The sequence below is a fragment of the Prevotella pallens genome, assembly GCF_900454935.1.
In the GTDB taxonomy this organism is placed as follows: Bacteria; Bacteroidota; Bacteroidia; order Bacteroidales; family Bacteroidaceae; genus Prevotella; species Prevotella pallens.
Genome location: NZ_UGTP01000005.1, coordinates 107,165 through 129,056, shown reverse-complemented (window position 1 = coordinate 129,056; position 21,892 = coordinate 107,165). Strand labels below are relative to the sequence as shown.

Here is a 21,892-nt window from a genome sequence, read left to right as displayed (position 1 = left end):
GTATATTATGCGTATGCGTAAGTTGCTTTATATTGATTCATGTATTGTCCTGCAATTCGCTGCTGGATGAACTGGTAATCATCTGCATTTACTGTGAAGTTGTCAATGCTATTGATGGTGGTGCTGAGGATAGCCATCACGGTGCGTCCGAAATAGGCATCTTTTTTCAGAATGTCGTTGCGGTCATATACCTTTGAGTCAATCTCGTTCTTAATCATGTTAAGCACTATGACCAGTTCCTCCTCACGCAGTCCGTCAAACATCGCTAGTTTGCCAGATGTAGTGCGTGCTTTGTTCTCCTCGCAGATGCGTTTGTGAACACGAGCAAACTTCTGGTCGCCGTGATACTTCTTCACAAGATTGTCGTTACGACGCTGAAGCTCTTGCAGTCGTTTGATGATGTCGTCGAGAGCCTTTGTTTCCTCGTTGAACTTTGCTACAGTGTCAACCACAAAGCCATGTTCTTTGAAACGCTGCATAAAAGCATCCTTTAATGTGATATAATCAGGGTCTTCTTGATCGAAGTTCTGAGTGAACGCTGAAATGGTACGTTGCCATTTCTCTTTTAATTCCACGCCTCCTGCTATCATGCGCATTTCTTCCTGCCCAATCTTGGAGAAGTTGAACTCAATATCCATCATCGCCTCATTGATGAGCGTTTTGGTTTCAGCGCTTGCACCAAAGTATTCTTTTTGGTTGATGATGTCAATGCGATGGTTTACCTCAGACAGCAGAGCTGGGAGCTTGGTTATCTCCAACTTTGCAAACTGCCCTTTCATGTCGTCGTCACCAAAGGTGCGGACGATGTTAGCCATATTCTTTGCCGACTCCAAAGCATGTTTGAGGTCGAGTAGAACTGCTTTATCCTCCTCGGTGGAGATTTCTTCCGAAAACTCTTCTGCATTATTGAAGGAGTAGTCAAAGAGTGTTTGGCGTATCTCCTTCATCTGGTTGATAATCTCCTCCTTATCCTCAATAACTTGTGTAAAGGTGTCGGTTGCATTGCCTTCGCCGGTCTCGTCCACATCATTAAAGCGGTTGAGCTCACGGAGATATGCCTCGTTGGTCTCGTCGAAGTTCTTCTTGATGTCAGCAAAGTCTATGAGGAAGCCATAGCGCATATCCTTATAAGGACGGTTTACACGAGTGATGGCCTGTAGCAAGTTGTGGTCTTTGAGCTTACGTCCAAAGTACAGACGTTTCAAGCGTGGAGCATCAAAACCTGTGAGCAGCATATTGAACACTATCAGAATGTCGATTGTCATATTCTTCTTGAAGTCCTTGACAATCTGCTTGCGTGTTTCCTTGTCGTCGGTGTCGTGAAGGATGAGCCCGGCTTTCAGAGGTTTATATTTCGTTTCATATTCACCCACCGCTTCGCCAACAAAGTAAGAGCCATCAGGCATTTTTATCTTGACAGTCTTAGGTTTCTGCTTGTTCCACTCTTCTTCAAAAACCTCATACAGACGACGTGCTTGTTCACTCGTTTCACAAACAACCATGCCTCCCAAAGTCTCGTCGCCTTGTATCTTACGGAAATTCTTCAAGTCCTCCATGATATAGCGACCAAGTTCTTTCACATAGTTAGGGTGCTCGATGATTTCCGACTTGCGCACATCCTTCTTTTCTACAAGCGTGTCGAGCTTGTCATAGACCTCAGATAGTTTCTCCTTGTATGATGTTTCGATGTCTTCACGGATGATTTTAAGCGTGTAGCCATCAGCAATAGACCTATCATAATAGTAGGTATGGAGATAGTCACCGAACACCTTGCATGATGCTCGTTCCTCTGCCAACAATGGTGTACCAGTAAGTGCAATCTTTATGGCATCAGTATCAGCCTCAAAAAGGTTGGCAAGGAAACAACCACCAGGCTTATATCCACGGTGTGCCTCGTCAAGAATGAAGATGCGTTGTAGGTTGGTGGCATAGTCGCTGATGCGCACTTTCTCCTTATCTTCTGCGAAACGCTGGATGTTTACCACGGTGATTTCCGCCTGACCGCTGGTGCCTTGCTGTGCCTGATTGGTACGAAACTGCTCCATCAATTCCTGACGAGTGTTCGCCGTAGTAACCACAAGCCCACGAGCCTCAAACTCTTGTGTGGCTTGTTCCAGCAAGTCAAGACGATCAACAATGAAGTAGAACTTTGCCACCTTATTTTGCTGGGCATAGTAGTCGTTGAGAATGTAAGTGAGCGAATAAGAAAGGGCGGTCTTGCCACTTCCCTGCGTATGCCATACTACGCCTGACTTCACTCCCTCAGACAGTTTCTGTCGGATTGCACGCGAAGCGAAGAACTGCTGATAACGCATGATGTGCTTCTGGTCAGTGGACTCGATTTTTCCGTCCACCTCACGCTCCATCTTAACGTAAGCAATACCATACTTCAGCAAGTAGAGCAGGCGCTCAGGTGAGCACATTGATGTGAGAATGCGGTTGGTAGGGCTGAATGGATTAAGATTGGTCTGATACTCAACGCTGGTATGAATCACCTGACAGTTGTTGTCAGCCAGTATCTTTTTCTCTACATCGGCATTGATGTCGAGATATGGGTAATCGGTATAGAACGGTGCTACCTTTTGACTCGAAAGGTTGTCTTCACGGAAGCAGTTGAAAGGAGCTGAGTTTCTTGCACCTGTGCAATAGAACGCGCCCTGTATTGGTACGATGCCACCCAAAGCATCATACTCCATATTGTTGCTGAAAATCATCAGCTGCGTAATATTGATGAATCGACGGAACTTCTTGTTTGGGAAACGCTCATGATTCATGCGCTTGCTTTCTGCAAGCATTCCACCGTGGTTGTTAGGTTTCTTGACTTCAACAAACACCAATGGCAGACCATTCACAAATAGAGTGATGTCGGGGCGAAATTCGTCCTGCACATTCTTACAAGTGAACTCTGCCGTAAAATGGAACGTATTGTTTAGTGGATTGTCAAAATCAACAAGTCTAACAGGAGAAACCGCTTTCAAACGGTTGTAAAATCCACGTCCTAAATCATCATCGTTCAGTTCTTTACGGATATCTTTCAACACCTGAAGATACTCACCCTCATGTTCAGGATTCAGTTTCTTAAACTGTTTCTCAAACACACCAAGCAATATATTGGTGTCACCGTCATAAACGGTGCCAGCCATATCTTCGTGAATTTTTCCGAAGTATTTATATCCAATTCGAGTGAGATGTACCATTGCTGGCATCTGCACTCGTGTCGCTTCAGAAAACTGCTTCATAACCTAATCATTTTGAGGTTGAAAACTCATGATTCCTGCGATAACAAAAAGTTCTTATATTCTCTTTGGATAAGCTCTTTAATATCGACTTCCAAAAGGTCGCAAATCTTCAGCAGACTTGCTAAATCTGGTTGCGAGCTATTCGTACACCATTTTGACACAGTTGACGGATTGACCCCCAACTGCTCTGACAACCATTTGCTTGTCCGCTTCTTTTCAAAGAGAACCATTTTTATGCGCTTCAAGTCATTCATATAAGATTTCTTGTTTATTTCTGTACAAATTTAGTGAAATATTTTTAATTTCTGTCATTTGTGCCGAAAATAATCACGCAAATATGCAAAAAAAACTGCAAAAAAACGGTAAGAAGGATAAGTTTCTTGCCGTTTATGAGGGATTTTATACTACATCACACCACTAACAGGTACGTTCACGATGTCGTGGACGGGGAATTTCTCGCAGCTGATGTAGAGGGCGTCGAATACGTCGGAGCCGTCGGTGCGGTGTTCAAGCAGGTCTTCTTCTGACTCAGTGAGCTTCTCGCCTGACTTGTTCTTACGGAAACCGTTGTGACCTCGGCTCACTCCTGCCGACTGGATGGAAAGAATAAGGCAGAGATTGTTGCTACGGCTGAAAAAGGGACATAAGGCGTTGCTTACCAGCGAAGCCCTTGACTGATGAGCTGGTGCTGCTCGTTGAGACGCATTGGGTTGCCTAGATGACCCGCTCCTACTTGCTAACCGTGGCATTCAAAATCGTGGATGACCACGAAAATCCTACTCGTTGGTGGGAGATTTTGTTACGACAAAGGGCAATAGTGTAGTAGTTGGTGACAGTCTTATTCTAGTAGCTTTGAATGATACGTAAGAATAGAATCTTTGACATCGTGCCGCAATAAACCATACAAGAAATACCGAGAATTTTTTTTGGGTGTAATAAAGGGTGTAAATCGCATAACTTGCTGATTTACACCCTTGTTTGCGGAGAGAGAGGAAAATGAATATTCCTTGCATCTCCTTGTATCATAGTTCTTTATAAACTTTCTTCTTTTCTGTGTAGCCAGATTGTAGCCACAACAGAGTATTTTGAGAGTACACGTGGATACTGCTGCTTGAAACACGCTCTTGTGTTTCTTGGGTTCAAAAGTACTAAAAATATGAACATGCTCCAAATATTTGATAGAAAATGTTTTATAGATTCTTTGGCTACAATTTTCAGTGCAAGGTGCAAGCCTATATATATAGATAGGTCTTGCACCTTGCACTGATGGTCCCTACCTTATATTTTATACCGTTGATTATCAACACGTAAAATGGTATTATACTACCAGAAAATGGTATTTTAATATTCTATCTAAAGCTTGTTTCATTAGGAACTTTGTAGCCATAATAATTACAATTATGTATATTATGGCTAATAAAAACAAATTAAAACCCAAAGGGCATCTTTATATTAGTAGCCCTACACTTGAGAGTTTAGTTCTTTTATGTGAGAATGCAAAAGAAGCTGCTCATATAAGTGGCATAGAGTATTCAAATTTCCTTAAGGCTTGCAAGATGGAAAAGGATATAAGATTTAGCACATATCGAAAGTGTGCTGCAGGCTTGGGGAAAGAAGTTATAGTTATTCATCTTCCTTTGGGAACCATAGAATCAATGATTGAGCCTAAGACTCATGTGAACGGTTTTTATAAAACTATAGAACAAGATAAATTGATTAAGGTGTTGATGGCGGTTATGCCGAGTGACGGAATTAAAATTTTTAACTTCATGGAGGATTTCAAGAGACACCTAACAAGTCACGACAAAGAACATCTAATGAAACCATTTTTATCAGCTATTATTAATCTTTGCCAAACCCTACTTAAAGAAGATGGAACACCACGAAACACTCTCCCTAATAAATGAACTTCAAACACTTCGTGAAGAATTTAGACAGATAGCCTGCTTTATCAGGGAGCTAAAGCGTGATTATTCCGTTTTGGAGGAAAAGATAGAGTTGAGTTCGGCAGATGTTCTGCACCTGCTTGGAATATCAAAGGCATCACTTGCAAGATGGAGGGAATCTAATTCTATTCCGTACAGATATGTATCTAGTAATCATGTAGTTTATCCATTTAAAGGACTCTATCTCTCTGTCAAGACGGGTAGAGCCACTTTCAAGGGCTTTCGTCGTTTAGAGGCTTTGCAGCGTCTAAACGCTTACAAGGAAGGTGTGCTAAAAGGCTATATGGGAGAATCTCAAACCTTATTCGAAGAGCTATGAACATCAAAGAAGAAATATTATTGCGTACCAACAAAGGACTTGAAATATTCTGTTTCTATATGCCTATTGATTTCGTGATTAAGCGTAATTTCCGTAATCCTTTGTACGACGATAAACGTGCTTCATGCAATATATATCTTGATAGAAAGTCAGACTGCTATCGCATGAAAGACTTTGGAAATGATGCTTATTCTGGAGATTGTTTTTGGTTTGCTGCCACAATGATAGGATTGGATGTTAAGAAAGATTTTGTTAAGGTACTTGAAACTATTATACGAGACTTGCAACTAAACATCTACATAGGAAAGCAAGAACGCTTTGAACAACGATCTACGATAATGAAACCTCCTAAACCTCCTATTTCACAACCAGCAGACCAACCAAAGTTAATGGAAGAGAAGAAGTGGTTTAAACTAATAGAACAATCTTTTGGTATCGAGGAAATGAAATATTGGCAACAATATGGTATTGATTCCAATACCTTACAACGTTTTCATGTAAAGTCGCTTGCTCGTTATGAGTCTATCTCTAATCAAGGTAAGCCGTTTACATTAGGGTCGACAAATGAAGAGCCGATGTTTGCTTACAATATGGGGGCATTTGTAAAGATTTATCGTCCTAAAAGTAAGCTACGCTTTCTTTATGGTGGTGAGAAAGTGACCGATTATGTCTTTGGCTTCCAACAGTTGCCCAGTAAAGGAGATATCATATTCATCACTGGTGGAGAGAAAGATGTACTATCTTTATCTGCCCATGGTTTTAATGCTATTTGTTTCAATAGTGAGACGGCAGAGATTCCTGAGAATATTATCGAAGGGTTACAGCTTCGTTTTCGACATATTATCATATTATATGACACTGATGAGACGGGAATAAGAGAAGCCAAACAACAAACAAATGCACTCATTCAATATAAGGTTTTGAGCTTGACCTTACCATTGCAAGGGATTAAGTCGGAGAAAGATATATCAGACTTCTTTGCCTTGGGAAATAACTCGAATGACTTGAAAGCTCTCCTTTCTGATATGTTTACCAATATGTATTCGCAGACAATGATGATATTAAAATCTTGTGAAATCAACTACGATAATCCACCTGATGCTTCAAAATCAGTTGTGGCAGTCAATGGTGTTCCACTCGGAACCCAGGATAATCTGTTTTGTATCACAGGTGGAGAAGGAACAGGTAAGAGCAACTATATTTCTGGAATCCTTTCAGGCACACTTGGTTCGGAACGATTACAAGCTGAACAGACATTGGGATTAGAGATAACTGCTAACCCAAAAGGATTAGCGGTACTCCACTATGATACGGAGCAGTCTGAAGCACAGCTGCACAAGAACTTGGGAAAGACACTTCGTCGGGCAGGAGTAAAGGCAGTGCCAGAGTTCTACCATTCACTCTACTTGGCATCACTATCCCGCAAAGACAGGCTAAAAATCATTCGTGAGAGTATGGACTTATTCCATCACAAGCATGGTGGTATCCATATTGTGGTAATTGACGGTATTGCTGACTTGATACGCTCTGCCAACGATGAAACGGAAAGTATAGCCATTGTAGATGAACTGTACCGATTGGCAGGCATATACAATACCTGTATTGTTTGTGTGCTTCACTTTGTGCCTAATGGCATAAAGTTGCGTGGGCATATTGGTTCGGAACTTCAACGTAAGGCGGCGGGTATTCTCTCCATAGAAAGGGACGACAATCCTGAATATTCGGTCGTAAAGGCATTGAAAGTCCGTGACGGGAGCCCATTAGATGTTCCAATGATGCTCTTCGGTTGGGATAAAACTGAAGACATGCACGTCTATCGTGGCGAGAAATCGAAGGAAGATAAGGAAAAGCGCAAGACCGATGAACTCTTGCTTGTCATCAAATCTGCATTTCGGACCAAACTAAGGCTTTCATACCAGGAACTTTGTGAGGTGCTGATGTATGAAATGGAGATCAAAGACCGAACTGCAAAAAAGTACATTGCATATATGAAAGAGCAGCGCATATTGACGCAAGATACAAGTGGAAACTATCAAAAAGGAGAACTATGCCATACTTAAACGATACTTCAGAAACAGATTGGTGCAAACAATTGTTTGATAAACTAAAAACTGTCGAGAATAAACTCGACCAGTTACTTGTCCTGCAAGAGCAATCCGTCGACACAACTGTCCGTCCACCTTTGAAACCGGAATATCTGGATATCATAGATGTTTCTAGAATCTTGAAAGTTGAGCAAAAGACTATCTATAACTGGGTTTGGGCAGGTAAGATCCCATTTCTCAAAGCTAATGGTAGGCTGCTGTTTCTTCGTGAAGAGATTGATAGTATACTACGTAAGCGAGAGTGTAGGTAAATTCTCTCAAAAATTAGATTCTTTCAATATTCTTCTATTGTTCACTATTATTGAACAAAATTAATTTATTGAACAAAATATTTGGTGGCTTTGTATTTGTTCATTATCTTTGCAGTGTTCAATATTATTGAACAAGTAATAAATGATGAACAAGTATGGAAGAAATACATATTATAGAACAGGCAGTAAGTGCAATGAAGCAACAATGGGGAGAAAGTGGACTCAATATCACCTATGATTTAACCCCACAAAGTAATCCTATACTTAAAGGACGAGTTAACATCATAGGAATAGACTTTCCTTGCCTTGTAGAAAACGAGGTGAATAGTATCAACATTGGCCGCATTCAGGATTTGATAAAGGGGTGTGCTGAACTACAAAAGATACCTATTTTGCTTATAGCACGATATGTTCAACCAGGTGTTTATAACATTTTACGAACGGCAGGCATTAATTTTGTAGACACTGTTGGTAACTATCAAATCCTATATACAAAAGGTAAGAAGCTGATTTTTCAACTTTCTCACACAGGTGAAAAAGCACCTATAGCGCTTAACAAGGCTTATCCAATCTTTCAAGAAGCAGGCTTAAAAGTTATTTTTTATTTATTGCAAGATGTAGACAATGTGGGTAAAACTTTTAGGGAAATCAAAGAACAGTGCGACGTTTCGTTAGGTACTATAAAAAATGTACTTGATGAATTAGAAACTCGAAAGTTTGTATTGACTACTAAAAGAAAGCGTATACTGAAAGATAAACGCAGGTTGCTTGATCTATGGGTGGAAAACTATCATCATGTTCTTAAGCCAAAACTTTTGGTGAAGCATTTTGCCTTTCGAGATGAACAGTCTAAAACACAATGGGATAAAATAGTGTTGCCCGAAGGAATATGCTGGGGTGGAGAGTGTGCTGCTTATCAAGTAAACGGATATTTAATTCCACAAAAGTTTGAAATATATACCGATGTAGCTTGGGGTAATCTGATGAAAACAGGTGCCATGCGTGCAACAGAAGGAGAAATTACAATGTATCAGAAGTTTTGGAAAGGCAGTACAATGCCAATAATTCTTATTTATGCAGACTTATTAGGTGATGGCAATAGTCGTTCGATAGAAGCTGCAAATAAAATATTGAATGATGAGCTTTCAAATTTCAAGTAATAAGATAGACAATCCACTTTTGGTTGAACTATTAAGAACCGCCAGCGAATGTTTTAAGGAGGTAGGACAAGACTTCTTTGTAATTGGTGCAACTGCACGTGATATACTGATACAGCAATTAGTAGGCATTAGCTCTGGTCGAAAAACGAGAGATTTAGATTTAGCTATTGCTATCCCTAATTGGGAAGCCTTTGACGAAATAAAGCAGATGCTTTTGGCGCATGGTTTCACTAAGGATGAGAAAATGTATCAACGCTTCTATTATGGGGTTTATGAAATGGATATTGTTCCTTACGGAGATGTTGCAAAAGAAGATGGATATATTTATTGGCCACCAGAAGAAGATATTGCTATGTCTGTGAAAGGTTATGAGGAGGTACTAAAAGATGCTATAACCATAAGTATTGATAATGAATTTGACATCAAGCTAGCATCACTTCACGGACTTTTTATCCTAAAGTTTAATGCTTGGTTAGATCGTAACCTGCAAACAAATAAAGATGCTGATGATATGGGGTTTATCATTGAGAACTACTTCGTAGCCAACTTAAACAGGAGTGTGTACCAAGAAGTATTTGATTGGGACGATTTTGATGAGTTTATTGTCGGTGCATATTGGCTTGCCAATGACATTGTTGGTTTTCTCCCCATAAAGTATTTGTCCTATTATGAAAAATGTCTACAAAAGGAAATCACAAAAGAAGAGGACAGTAGGCTTCTTCAACAAATATTGGACAGTAACTCAGTTCTTCAGTATGAGCAAGTTTTATATGCATTCCAAAAAATGATAGAAGTTTTTAATAAGTTTACCCGATGAAGATATGTATTACTTTTCAAAGCATAGCAGCTAACGAAAAGAATGGAGACTTTATTCTTCTGAAGAAAATAGCAGACGGAACTTTGGTTTTACTTGCTGATGGTATGGGAGGATTAGATTTTCCTGAACAGGCGTCGAAAATCGTTTGTGAAGCAATCCTTGATTACTTTGAAAGTTACAAGGCGTCTGCCCCCTCAAAGATTATTCAAGAGAGCTTAGAATATGCCGATAAAACCTTACGCAAGGCATGCTACCAAAGAAAGTGTAAGATGGGTACTGCCCTCACGCTCGTGTATCTGACGGATAGCTTTCTCTATTATACTTCATTGGGTGATGTTCGTCTATATCATGAACATATTAATGGGACAATCACACTGCTGACGTCCGATGATGTAATCAACATTGGAGGTAAGAGTTACCTTACAGTCTGTATTAATGGAAGAGGGTACAGAACTCAAATAGAAGTATATCAAATGTCAGTACAAACAGGAGATCGCTTCATACTTTGTAGCGATGGCTTCTACAAAAAATATGATGTAAGTGAGTACTTGCAACAGAGAACTTCATCACCTTTACAATGTACGGAAGATGACTGTTCTGTGGTTGAAATTAATATAAAATAAAATGTTAGATTTCGACAGCAATATATATACTACCGAAATCTAATCTTCTATATATTGGAGAATTAGTGCCTCCATTTTGGACGAAAACCTTGTGAACGACCATCCTCACTGTCTTCATGTATCTTAGATTGTTTATTATCTATTTGGTTAGGTAGTCCACTTATGGATATGGATTTGTCATGTTCTACATCTCCTTTTGCCTCTTTATTGGTAGAAATTGTCAATGCAATCTTTCTGTCCAATTCAGCAGCTTTACTTTTAAATGAGCGAAGCTCGTCCTCTTTCTTCCAAGAACTGTTTGCAATGTTGGTGTAAACTTCTTTATTGGCCACAACCTTTGCCATTTCCTTCTCATGCGATTCTATCACCTTTGGAATACGCTCCAAGGCATTAATGAAGTTCTGACACGCAAGTTTCGGGTCAGTTGCCAACTTACCGTTATTATAGGTATAGTAGATACTCTCCTGCCCTTTCACAAAAAAGCGGTTCACCGAACAGTCGAACAAGTCCTTGGAAGTACTCTCTGTCTTGACCATAATGGAGAAACCATAGATTTCGCCAATTTTGTTGTACTCTCCTTTGGTGCGAGCTTTTTCGTCTATTTCCTGTAAACGTGCAGCAATAGTCTTAATGTCAGTACAGTCTTCCACACCTTTGATTGTCAGTTTATTTATAGGTGTACCTTCATCATCACGCTCCACACGCTTCTCATAGAGAGCTAAATCAGACTGTGCCTCCTTGATTTTATCCGTATGGAAGGACACGGAGCTGTCAATCTCTGCCAACTTGCCCGTTGCGGCATCACGCTCACGAAGGAAGTTCTTGCGCTCTGATTCCAAGGTGGTAATCTTCTTATCCAATCTTGCTTTCTCCAAAAGGTCTGTATTGCCAGAAAGCACCGCTACGTATTCGGAGAAGTTCATGCCGCTGTCCTCATCCATTGAACCCTCATCGATGGTGCGACTGCCAAGCGTATTCGTCTTCAGCTGATTGATGAACAGCTGCTTGTTGTGCAGCAGGTTAAACTTGTAGCTATCCAAGGAACGTTCCACAGCATAGATAATCACATCGACCTTGTTGTTCGCAAATTCCTTGGCGATAAGGTTTCCCTTGCGCACCGCTCGTCCGTTGCGCTGTTCCAAGTCTGAAGGTCGCCAAGGAGTGTCCAAATGATGGATGGCTACGGTACGCTGCTGTGCATTCACGCCAGTACCCAACATAGAGGTAGAACCGAAGATAATGCGAATGTCACCACGGTTCATCGCATCCACCATCGCCTTCTTAGCTTTCTCATTCTTGCATTCCTGAATGAAACGTATTTCGTAGGACGGGATATGATAGTCTTCTACCAGCTTACGCTTGATTTCCGAATAGACATTGAAGTCTCCACCGGGCTTATAAGTACCTAAATCAGAGAAAACGAACTGCGTACCTTTCTGTGCATCGTACTTTTGATAATAGTCATTGAGCATCTTGGCACAGTGACTTGCCTTGTTGTCGATATGATCTGAGTACCCATTTTCATCTATCATGCGTAAATCAAGGCTCATCTTGCGGGCATAATCAGTCATTAAGAATTAAGGGAAACAGAGGGAAACGCAAGGAATGTAACTATTTGAAATATCATCATTTAGCATTTCTCTGCTATTATAAGGGTAAGCGAAAACGAGCATCAAACGGCAGGAGTTCCGTTACCAAATCGTAACCCATCAAGGAAAAAGCAAAAAGGGGTTACGAATTGAAGCTAAACAACTGTTTCATAGGTTTTTATTCCTCATCTTTCATTTTTTTGCATCGCTCAGGAATACTTGTTCATCTGTACCTTTGCAAGCAAAGGAAATTTAGAAAAAACGACAGAAAAATGAAAGAAAACAAACTCAAAGTATCGTTCTTCGTTCAGGCGAAACGAACCGACAAGAAAGGACTTGTGCCTGTCATTGGGCGAATCTCCGTTGGCAGAACCCATTCGGGCTTCTCCACCAAGTGTAAGACTCCGCTCGCTCTTTGGGACAGTCGCAAGCAAAGGCTTATCGGCAAGAGTAGCATGGCTGTGTCCGTCAACCAGAAACTCGGTGAATGCACCGCACTCATCCACGCACGCTTTCATGAACTCAGCGAAAGAGAAGAATCCTTTACCGCCACAGACGTGAGGGATGCCTATCAGGGGCAAATCCACCGTCAGGCCTTGCTCTTGGAGAGTTTTGGGGAGTATCTCACACAGACAAAGGAACGTGTCGGTATCGACCGAGCCTTAAAGACGTTCAAACTCCGTACCTACCAACTCTCCCTGCTTCGTGAGTATGTGCAGAAGAAGCACAAGGTAAGCGACATTCCCCTTTCACAGTTGGACAAAGCCTTTATCGAGGGCTTCGAGTATTATCTCACTATTGACCGCAAACTGAAACGCAACAGCATATCGAGTACCGTGTCTACTTTGCAGACCATCGTCCGCATGGCGGTGAAGAAAGGTGTGCTGGACTTCTATCCGTTCTTGGGTTACAGTTACGAGCGACCAAAAGGCGAACCGAGAAGCATTACGCAGGAAGAACTTGAGCGCATCATCGACTTGGAGATTGAATGGGAAAACTACCGCATTGTCCGTGATTTGTTCGTCTTCTCCTGCTTTTCAGGGCTGGCTATCTCTGACGTGCGCAATCTCAGAGAGGAAAACATCGTCCTTGAAGAGGGTGAACTCTGCATCAAGGGCAGACGAATGAAAACCAAAACTCCGTATCGTGTACAGGTACTTCCTCCTGCTCTGGAAATTATGAATCGCTATAGAGGGATAAGGGCAGGCTTTGTCTTTGACGTTCCAACCACCGACGTTATCCTCAATGGCATGCACTATATACAGCGAAATATCGGTATGGAAACTCCGCTGACCTTTCACATGGCTCGCCACACCTTTGCTTCACTTATCACACTCTCTGCAGGTGTACCTATTGAAACGGTAAGCCGTATGCTCGGACACACCAACCTGAGAACAACACAGGTATATGCAGCGGTTTCCTCCGAAAGGATCCATCGGGATATGCAGATAGTGCAGCAGCGCATACAAGATACATTCACCTTAAAACTTTGACATTATGGCACGAAGCACATTCAAGACACTATTCTATATCAATCGCTCCAAAGAGAAAAAGAACGGCAGCTGCCCGATTATGGGACGCATCACCATAGACGGTGAGCAGGTGCAATACAGCACGGGCAAGGAAATCGCTCCCGAACTTTGGGACAGTCGTAAGGGACGGTGCAAAGGAATAGGCGAAGAAACAAAAGAAATCAACCGCTATTTACAAAGCAAAGAGGAACAAGCCAAAGCGAAGTATCAAGAATTAGTTTGGCAACGTGGCTATATCACCGCCGAGCTCCTCAAACGTGAACTCATGGAAGAAGACAAGCCCAAAGGTTTTCTTTTGGAGGAAGCACGACTTTTCATAGAGGAAAAGCGCCCATGCGTAGGACTGACGATTGCCAAGCCGACTTTTGCTAATTACATCTATGCAGCACAGCTCATTAAGTCCTATCTGCGTGAACGCTTAGGTCAGGAAGATATTCGATACGCACAATTGGACTATGCCTTTATCGAGGGATTGGACTTCTACCTTAAATCAGAGCGCAACCTCTCCCTTGCCACCATTCAGATTGTAGTCATTTTCCTACGGAAACTCATCGGCATCGGTCAGCAGAAGAAATACATCCGCATCGATCCATTTGTGGATTACAAGGCAGAACTGCCACACCGCACACGCAGGTATCTCACAACAGAGGAACTGCAGCGGGTACTGCAAACTCCCATCATTGACAGACAGTTTGAGCGAGCAAGGCAACTCTTTCTTTTCTGTTCCTTCACCGGTTTGGCTCGTGTGGATATGCAACGGCTCAAACCAAAACACATTATCCATAATGCAGACGGAACAGAGGAAATCCGCATCAAAAGGCAGAAAACAGACGTGGAAGCCATCATTCCACTCCTGCCCATTGCCAAGCAAATCCTTTCGCTCTATATCAAGGATAAGAAAGCGGACGACTTGATATTCCCCAATCTCACAATAAGGAAAGCATCTTTTGCGTGTGTAAACATCGGTCAGATATGCCGAATAGATAAGGGCTTGACCTTCCATATGGCACGCCACACATTCTCGACCACGATATGTCTTTCAAATGGCATATCAATGGAAACGCTCAGTAAGATGCTCGGACACAGTAATATCGGTACGACACAGATTTATGGAAAGATAACCGACCATAAGATACAAGAGGATATGACTGCACTCACAGACAGGGAGCATACTGTATTTGAGGGTTATTGTGAGTCGATAGCACGGCAGAACGTTCCATTGCAATAAGCATAAAAAGGAAGTAATTACCAAACATTTATTATTCACGATTGAAAACCAAACGATTATGAAAGAGAACAACAAACAGGAACTTTCCTACTTTCGGTTGAAATTAAGAAGTTATATGAGTGAGCATCACCCCGAAAGATTGCACGACACGGAGTTTATCACCACACGAGCAGACATGGCTCTCACTGCTTTCTGCGATGCAGTGGCACAAGGTTTTTCGCACCTCGAAGCAGAGAGCATAGCAAGTGAGGTATTGTATCAAGGTTTGCACTTTTCCAAGTACGACACGCTTGTTTCTGTCTTGGAGAACGAGTTTGAGAGGGAACTGCCTGCACCACTCCCTGAGAAGCTTGCACCCATATTGTTGTCGAACAAGGCTGTTCAAGCCACATTCGACAAGTTCGGTTTGACGGACACATTTGCCGCAAGCGGACAATACGACCGTCTTTACACCGAACTCACAGGCACGATTGTGCTGCTCATCGAGAGCAATCATTTGCCAATAATCGGTCAGACGGAGGAAGCAAGCCCAAAGGCGTTGTAAGCAAAGGCACACGCAAAGTCCCTGATGCCGTTTCTTATCGTGCAAAGGTACAACGGCAGCCAATCTGCCCTGACAAGGTCAAGTCCTGCGGATGGAGAGAAGAATCTCCACCGCAGGATTTTTCTTTTCAAGTTGGTATTGCCATTTTCAATATTCGTGCGGTCGTATTCATCTCTCCCAACCTTGCAGGGCTGGGCTGCCGTAGAGAGTATAGGCACGACAAGAATACGGCATACTCAGGCTCTTTGGACGCAAGGCGTAACAACCAACAACAGATAGGACTGACGATAATACGGACAATCTGTTGTTTGTACAATTTGTTGTCATGACTATCTGTTGTCAAAACTATATATCGTCAAAATAATCTATCGATAAAACTATCTATCGATAGTTCTACATATCGATTTGTCGAACTATCGAACTGTCGAGAGAATAATTGCTATGTGATAAAAGGAAAGAACCGGCACCTCTTCTCATTACCGCAATCATACCATTCTTATACAGAACATAAGAGTTTTTCAGCGACAGCTCCAAATCTGATAGGGAAAACTACCAGCCTTTGCGCTTAAAGCTTATGAACTTTCTATGAAAAGCTTATAAGCAATCTACAAAAAGCTTATAAGTAATCTGACAAAAGCTTATAAGTAATTTATAAAAAGCTTATAAGCTTTTTGCTAAAAGCTTAAGAGCTTTTTGGCGAAAGCTTAGGAGTTTTTCAGACTGACAGACTAACTTCTCTTCTCTTCCTTCTATTTCCTTGCTTTTCTGCGTTGCTTTGTTCAATGTAGTTCTACGCTTACCTTTGCACACAACAATAGTGGCAACAGACTGTATATGAGTTTGTTTGCCGAGTAACAATAACGTAATCAAAACAAAAAGAATGCAATGAAACTCATTATTATCGACCGCAAAGCATGGGAGCGGCACTGCTCCGACTTTGCAGACTTTATTCATCGTATCGAACAACTCATCGGCAATCCGCCCAAGACCGAGCAATGGCTCGACAACGAAGCCGTATGCAAGCGTTTGGGCATCAGCAAGCGTACCCTGCAATCTTATCGGGATACAGGCAGAATACCCTTTTCCATCATTGGGCATAAATGTTATTACAAGGAGAGTGACATCACAAATTTACTGAACGCAAACAATGAATGAATTATGTCGGAGAATGAAATCATTACGCAGGAAGACCCTCAGATGCAGTTGTTTTCACAACTGATGGAAGGGATATTGAAGAAATTGGAGCGTTATTGCGCTACCGCCCGTCCGATGCTGGGCGGAGAGGTTTACCTTACTGGCGAGGAGGTTTGCAGCCAATTACGGCTCAGCACACGCACGCTCCAAGAGTACAGAAATGCAGGAATACTTCCTTTCTACAAAATCGGAGGGAAGATACTTTACAAACAGAGCGACATACAAACAATGCTTGAAAGGCATTATAACGCAATACCCAAGAAATTATGGCAAGAATAGATGAACGAAGGAAACAACGTCTGGAACAAGCCCTTCGAGATATGGGCAATTATGGCGTTAAGCTCCGCAAGCCCGAAGAGTTGCCCGATTTTGATCAGCCCGTAGATTATGAAGAGGAAAAGAAAAGATTTGAGCCTGTTAAAGTTGAGGAACAAAATGACAAGGAGAGTCATAAGGACTATTCTCAACCGTCCTATCAAGAAACAGAGTTGTCACCAACGGAAAGGGCTACTTCTACCGAAGAGAATCATCAACGAATGGGAAAAATAAGGGACAGGAAGCAATTATCCGAGTTTCAGGGGAAATATCTCCAGCCCTTTCGCAACAGCCACCGCAAAGCCGTGTATGTATCAGAGGAAACTCAACGAAAGTTGGACTTCGTGGTGAGGAAAATCGGTGAGCAGGGAGCAAGCGTTTCAGGATATGTGGAGCAGGTGCTTCAAGAACATCTCGACCAATACAAAGATGATGTGGAAAGATGGCGGAAACTCTGAAGTACTGCATTCCTCGAATGCAAGCCTACGCTGAGTTACTGTATTCAGAGAATGCAGTAACACGGCATGGGTTTATAATCCCATTTTCTACATCAGCAAGGTGTGTCTTTGTCCGACAAACTGCCGTTTGTCCCACAAAGACCCTTGCCCCGAAAGGGGATTAAATCACTCCAAAGTCGTGATTAGACAACAAACAAAACAACTAAGATTATGCCTAAATTAGAAATAGCCAACAGCAACCGTTACGGACACCGAAATACCGTAGAAGTGCCACGCTGGGACAGATGGGACACCCGTATGCCCAATATGAAAGACCAACTGCGTGCCATCGACCTATACAACAAATCCGGGGCAGTAAGCAAATCTGATTTTGTTCGCGCACGCATTCTTGGGGAGAGTTTCAAAGTTATAACGGTGGATAAGTCCGCCGTGGAGTATTACCGCAAGCTCTCCGAACTCACAACTCAAGTACATAGGATTGGGACAAACTATAATCAAGTAGTACGTCTGATGCACCTTTATACGGCAGAGAAAAACATACAGGCATTGTTGCGGGAGCTTATTGGTTTGACAAAAGAACTCACTGCCTTACAAGAGAAAACAGTGAGTTTAACCATTGACTATCGAGAGAGATAAGGAATGTGCGATGGAATTATATGTCTCCAAGCATTTTTGCAGTAGATTATCCGATGAGAAGACTATCTAAAAGAATTTGGTTCTACGAAGCAACATTTTAACGATTAAGAATGTTTATCTTATCTAGAATTTCTATCATTCTTCTTTGTTTTGTTGTATTCATCTTTAGTCATTATCCCCTTGACTGCTTCATTTGGGTTTGTTGCTTCCTTATAGAATATCCAATGAACGATAGCCTGAGAACCATAAACTGAGGTATATGCCTGAACGAAAGTCCAACCTTTGTCAGACATGTAATTACCTGCATCAACCATACTGTTAAATGGGATTTCTTCTCCTTCTTCATCAACCAATTGTTGTTTACTTTTAAGTCCACCCCATGCAGAATACACGGGATTGTTTCCAAAATCAAAAACAATTTTTAGGCCCGATGATAGTTCTTTCTCAATCCCTTTGACTTCGCAATAGTATTTCTTGGTTTGAGCTAACATGGTGATGGATGATATTATCATTAGAAAAATAAGAAATGATTTTTTCATACAATTCCTGTTATATTATAAATATTTGTAGTAATTTTTATTTCTTTGCAATTAGTTTTCTTTCCTGGAAGTATTCAGAAGGAGAATAGGACTATGAGATATTGAATCATACTTAGGTGCTTTATAAACACTATTCCTCTCCTTTTAACCGCTTTATTTCTCTATCAAAATCTGATATATATTCAGCATCTTGTTTGTGACGGAATACTTCATATTCTTGTTCTGCTTTCAACTTGGCCTCTAAAGCAGAGACACTCCCTGGTCCTTCAAGCAAAGGACGTCCTGCAATCGTAAGAAATCCATCAAGCAATGTACTCCATTCGTGCATGGTCATGGGTATTTCCTGCTCAGCGCGATCTTCTGCCAAATCAAGATAGGCAGATACAAGGCGATTAATGGCTGTCATATGTTTTTGGTCAAGGTAATTCTTGGCAATCAGTACATCAGATTTCATCACCTTTCCGTCTGGGGCATGTCTCCATGTAGTCAGTCCCATATGAGGCTGGTTAGCATCAGCCTTTCCGTAGATAATTTCGGCTGCCGTTTGTCCGGAAATAGCCCAATGCAACTTATTCTGCACTGAAGCAAAGAAACACTTTGTCTCTGGCGCTTGTTTGTCGTAGTCTATCGACAGCGCATAAATATCTGTAATTTTCTGATAGAAGCGTCGCTCGCTGGCACGTATCTCCCGAATATCTTCCAGTAATTCCTTAAAATAATCGTGTCCAAACTGTTCTCCTTGCTTCAATCGTTTTTTATCAAGTACATAACCTTTGGTTATGAACGAATTAAGCACTTTCGTAGCCCATTTTCTAAAGCGTGTCGCTTGCTCTGAATTTACTCTATACCCTATTGCAATAATGGCATCTAAAGGGTAGAATGTGACTTCCCGTGTCACTTGACGAGTACCCTCATTTTGAACTATTCGGAATTTCCGAATAGTTCCCTCTTCTGATAACTCCCCAGTGCTGAAGATATTTTTTAAGTGTTCATTAATGGTACTAACATTTACATTGAATAGCTCAGCCATGCGCTTTTGTGTAAGCCAAAAAGTACCATCCTCATAATGCACTTGTATGTTTACATCGCCATTGTCATTAGTATATAATATAATACTGCTCTCCATAATTGAATTGTCTGATTTTTAGAATGTAAAGTTGCATTTTCTTTTATTATACTCTTTCACCAATATTATCGCTTTCCGTAGCATTGTCCATTAGACGATCAATGAAAGCTTTATTTCTCAGTTCTGCACGTTCTTTTAAGACAGAGAACTGGATTACCTCCATATATAGAGAACCATCAATATTTGAACCACTATCATCTGGTACGGTTTTCATTGGACGAAAGAGATAATCTAAATTAGGTGCAGTCTTAAAATCACCATCCGCAGCTCTAACATCCCTCTTCTCTAAACTTTCACCAATAAGGTAACCATAAAAGGTAAGAAATTTATATTCTGGTTTAGTGAAATTCCTAAGGAAATAGGCATACTTAGATATCTGAAGTAGGCAATCTGCCAAATTTACATTCGGATTTTTAAACTCTATAATAACGCATTTTCCTTCCGATGGAAACAAAAGCACATCCGTCCGCATTCTCTCACGATTTTCGCCTAAAGATGTAAGATAACGTTGTTCCTCTTCATCAAAATCATCTCTGAAAATTCGTTCGTTATTTAATTTCACCTTTGATAACATACTTTCAGAAGAACCTTTGAAATACATATATTCTTCATTAATCACCCATAGGTCACTAGTAAGTGGATTGTCGCTATGTTGCTTAAAGATTAGGTTATGAAGAAGTTTTTCATCCACATTTCTTTCAGTAGCATCTTGACAGACTAACATACGCTTTAGAATTTTATCCATCAGTTCTATCACCATTTTTCTGCGTGCAACGTATTTAGAAAGTGTAGCACGATTCTGAATAGGCAAAGACTCGACTAATTGATCAACAATATTTGAGAGTTTGCCTTGATAGTCATCTGAAGAAGGATCTAACTTATTTAGATTTTGAATGCTGTTTTCATATGACGCACTTTCTTTTGCCATTATCTTGGCATCATACGCATAAGCCTTCTTAAACACCTCATCCACGCTATCGCATAACGAAACATCCGCTAAAGCTTCTTCGGAAAGTAAGTAGTCTCTTTTTAATTGCTCGATCTTTTCATGAAAATGTTCATTTTGAATTGATATTTCTTGGTAAATTTCACGAGCTTTATTGTTAACGCCGTCTTGTATGTCATTCAATACAATTTGTTCATCAATATAGCCTTGTGCCTTGGCTATTTTTTTAAAATCAGTTTTATCGATAATTTCAATGTTACCTCGCTCATCACTGTCAAGTGCATCAAAGTAATCACTTTTAAGTAAAAACAAGTATCTATAGCCATCTAAGGATGCATTGGGATCTATGCAAGTTAATTTGATTTTGGTTGTTTCAGAAATTTCATTCTTACTGGTAATTTTAATCGCACTCGCAGGAAGAATACTTGAGCTGATTTTATATGGTAAAACGTTAATAGATACCGAGGTGTTCTCCACGTTTTCTATACGTTTCATATCTTCCGACATCTTGCACACTGGTACCGAGATAGTTATGTCTTTTTGTGTTGGTTCAGGAATTTCATCTGCAGCGATTCTTTCGCGGTCTTTTTCTATCCCCCCAACAAAATATATGATATTGATAGATGGGAAAGACGACTTTATATTACAAAAGGCAAGCAAATAATGATTAAACAAGGCTTTTTTAATGTCTTCACAACCTAGTTCCGCATATATTTTAGCATCCTTGGCTTCTATAGGATGTGCCATTTTGACAGTGGTTTTCACTTCTTCTCCATCTACAGGAGAAGGCTCTTCTGTCTTATACAGAATCGTGTTGTTCCTTAAAAAAGGGTTTGTTTTTGAAAGTGCAAACTTTCTTTTCATTGTACGTGTACCATCCCAATATATACTATCAAAGTTTACATATTGGAAAGAGTGAATCATCTGGATACGACCAGAACCACGATTGTTAAAGCCCTTTGTATCATCCTTATAAATAGAAAGTCTATCAAAGTTCTTATTATCGAAACCAATACCATTATCTTCAATTGTAATATCTGCGAGTGTCACACGGTCACCACCCAAAGAAGCGTTAAAATTTAATATGATATTGATATAAGGAGCAAACTCAACATTATTTCTCTGTCGCAGCCTTATTGCTTCAAGACTATTTGTAAATCCCTCGAATAAGGGTTGAAAAATATTAGCAGATTTTTTTATACTCTTTAAAATACCCGACCATCTAAGATCTTTATATTCTACAAATTTATTAGCATCTTCGAACATAATTGAAGTTATTTAGGTTACATTTATTTTGTTTTTGCCATCTATTGCCTTCTGTGCAT

The 21,892-nt window shown here is 40.8% G+C and carries 20 protein-coding genes and 1 pseudogene; 14 read left to right on the top strand and 7 right to left on the bottom strand.

Translation table 11 applies throughout. From position 1 onward, the window contains the following. Positions 1–5 precede the first annotated feature (5 nt). Positions 6–3,239, bottom strand: coding sequence for a type I restriction endonuclease subunit R (locus DX009_RS12650; protein ID WP_115084347.1), 3,234 nt, complete (start codon positions 3,237–3,239; stop codon positions 6–8). A gap of 26 nt (positions 3,240–3,265) precedes the next feature. Continuing rightward, the gene (locus DX009_RS12645; protein ID WP_115084346.1) at positions 3,266–3,493 is read right to left on the bottom strand and encodes a helix-turn-helix transcriptional regulator; all 228 of its coding nucleotides are present in this window, start codon (positions 3,491–3,493) and stop codon (positions 3,266–3,268) included. 1,155 nt (positions 3,494–4,648) lie between these two features. On the opposite strand from DX009_RS12645, the gene DX009_RS12640 reads away from it, so the two are divergent. From DX009_RS12640 to DX009_RS12610, 7 genes are all read left to right on the top strand, one after another. Continuing rightward, on the top strand, positions 4,649–5,146 hold the full coding sequence (locus DX009_RS12640) for a hypothetical protein (protein WP_025001308.1): 498 nt from the start codon (positions 4,649–4,651) through the stop codon (positions 5,144–5,146). Further along, the gene (locus DX009_RS12635) at positions 5,112–5,504 is read left to right on the top strand and encodes a hypothetical protein (RefSeq protein WP_009228505.1); all 393 of its coding nucleotides are present in this window, start codon (positions 5,112–5,114) and stop codon (positions 5,502–5,504) included. Before DX009_RS12640 ends, DX009_RS12635 begins: the two co-directional genes overlap by 35 nt. After that, entirely contained in the window at positions 5,501–7,564 is a 2,064-nt protein-coding gene (locus tag DX009_RS12630) for a bifunctional DNA primase/helicase (RefSeq protein WP_115084345.1), read from the top strand. The genes DX009_RS12635 and DX009_RS12630 overlap by 4 nt, the downstream gene beginning before the upstream one ends. Continuing rightward, positions 7,552–7,860: a helix-turn-helix domain-containing protein gene (locus tag DX009_RS12625; RefSeq protein ID WP_025001306.1), complete on the top strand. Its 309-nt coding sequence runs from the start codon at positions 7,552–7,554 to the stop codon at positions 7,858–7,860. The genes DX009_RS12630 and DX009_RS12625 overlap by 13 nt, the downstream gene beginning before the upstream one ends. 155 nt (positions 7,861–8,015) lie before the next feature. After that, positions 8,016–9,020: a type IV toxin-antitoxin system AbiEi family antitoxin gene (locus DX009_RS12620; RefSeq protein WP_115084344.1), complete on the top strand. Its 1,005-nt coding sequence runs from the start codon at positions 8,016–8,018 to the stop codon at positions 9,018–9,020. After that, positions 8,998–9,837 (top strand): nucleotidyl transferase AbiEii/AbiGii toxin family protein, encoded by an 840-nt coding sequence (locus tag DX009_RS12615; RefSeq protein WP_036868292.1) that lies wholly within the window; start codon positions 8,998–9,000, stop codon positions 9,835–9,837. Before DX009_RS12620 ends, DX009_RS12615 begins: the two co-directional genes overlap by 23 nt. Continuing rightward, a complete protein-coding gene (locus tag DX009_RS12610; RefSeq protein ID WP_018968526.1) occupies positions 9,834–10,460 on the top strand; it encodes a PP2C family protein-serine/threonine phosphatase in 627 nt (208 codons plus the stop codon). The genes DX009_RS12615 and DX009_RS12610 overlap by 4 nt, the downstream gene beginning before the upstream one ends. A 62-nt stretch (positions 10,461–10,522) precedes the next feature. Here DX009_RS12610 and DX009_RS12605 read toward each other — a convergent pair. Continuing rightward, a pseudogene (locus tag DX009_RS12605) lies at positions 10,523–12,034 on the bottom strand (helicase-related protein); the annotation flags it as partial. Positions 12,035–12,321: 287 nt separating this feature from the next. Between DX009_RS12605 and DX009_RS12600 the strand changes: the two are divergent. The 3 genes from DX009_RS12600 to DX009_RS12590 are packed head-to-tail and all read left to right on the top strand — an operon-like array spanning position 12,322 to position 15,353. Beyond that, a complete protein-coding gene (locus DX009_RS12600) occupies positions 12,322–13,542 on the top strand; it encodes a site-specific integrase (RefSeq protein ID WP_115084342.1) in 1,221 nt (406 codons plus the stop codon). A 4-nt stretch (positions 13,543–13,546) separates the two neighbouring features. Then, positions 13,547–14,809 carry a site-specific integrase gene (locus DX009_RS12595; RefSeq protein WP_115084341.1) on the top strand — a complete coding sequence of 421 codons (1,263 nt, stop codon included), beginning with the start codon at positions 13,547–13,549 and terminating at the stop codon, positions 14,807–14,809. A 58-nt stretch (positions 14,810–14,867) separates the two neighbouring features. After that, on the top strand, positions 14,868–15,353 hold the full coding sequence (locus tag DX009_RS12590) for a DUF1896 domain-containing protein (RefSeq protein ID WP_115084340.1): 486 nt from the start codon (positions 14,868–14,870) through the stop codon (positions 15,351–15,353). A gap of 660 nt (positions 15,354–16,013) precedes the next feature. Here DX009_RS12590 and DX009_RS13665 read toward each other — a convergent pair. Beyond that, the gene (locus tag DX009_RS13665) at positions 16,014–16,349 is read right to left on the bottom strand and encodes a protoheme IX farnesyltransferase (protein WP_245944668.1); all 336 of its coding nucleotides are present in this window, start codon (positions 16,347–16,349) and stop codon (positions 16,014–16,016) included. Between DX009_RS13665 and DX009_RS12580 the strand changes: the two genes are divergently transcribed. From DX009_RS12580 to DX009_RS12560, 4 genes are all read left to right on the top strand, one after another. Continuing rightward, complete coding sequence (locus DX009_RS12580; RefSeq protein WP_083835280.1) at positions 16,239–16,508, top strand: helix-turn-helix domain-containing protein; 270 nt, start codon at positions 16,239–16,241, stop codon at positions 16,506–16,508. The genes DX009_RS13665 and DX009_RS12580 overlap by 111 nt on opposite strands. Positions 16,509–16,511: 3 nt before the next feature. Further along, a complete protein-coding gene (locus DX009_RS12575; protein ID WP_115084338.1) occupies positions 16,512–16,826 on the top strand; it encodes a helix-turn-helix domain-containing protein in 315 nt (104 codons plus the stop codon). Then, positions 16,814–17,320 (top strand): DUF3408 domain-containing protein, encoded by a 507-nt coding sequence (locus tag DX009_RS12570; protein WP_115084337.1) that lies wholly within the window; start codon positions 16,814–16,816, stop codon positions 17,318–17,320. The genes DX009_RS12575 and DX009_RS12570 overlap by 13 nt, the downstream gene beginning before the upstream one ends. 210 nt (positions 17,321–17,530) lie before the next feature. Next, entirely contained in the window at positions 17,531–17,956 is a 426-nt protein-coding gene (locus DX009_RS12560; protein ID WP_115084336.1) for a plasmid mobilization protein, read from the top strand. 119 nt (positions 17,957–18,075) lie between these two features. Here DX009_RS12560 and DX009_RS12555 read toward each other — a convergent pair whose 3' ends face one another. From DX009_RS12555 to DX009_RS12545, 3 genes are all read right to left on the bottom strand, one after another. Then, positions 18,076–18,495, bottom strand: coding sequence for a hypothetical protein (locus DX009_RS12555; RefSeq protein WP_115084335.1), 420 nt, complete (start codon positions 18,493–18,495; stop codon positions 18,076–18,078). A 130-nt stretch (positions 18,496–18,625) separates the two neighbouring features. Then, complete coding sequence (locus DX009_RS12550) at positions 18,626–19,621, bottom strand: virulence RhuM family protein (RefSeq protein ID WP_115084334.1); 996 nt, start codon at positions 19,619–19,621, stop codon at positions 18,626–18,628. 46 nt (positions 19,622–19,667) lie between these two features. Continuing rightward, positions 19,668–21,833, bottom strand: coding sequence for a PDDEXK family nuclease (locus tag DX009_RS12545; RefSeq protein ID WP_115084333.1), 2,166 nt, complete (start codon positions 21,831–21,833; stop codon positions 19,668–19,670). Between the last annotated feature and the right edge of the window lie 59 nt (positions 21,834–21,892).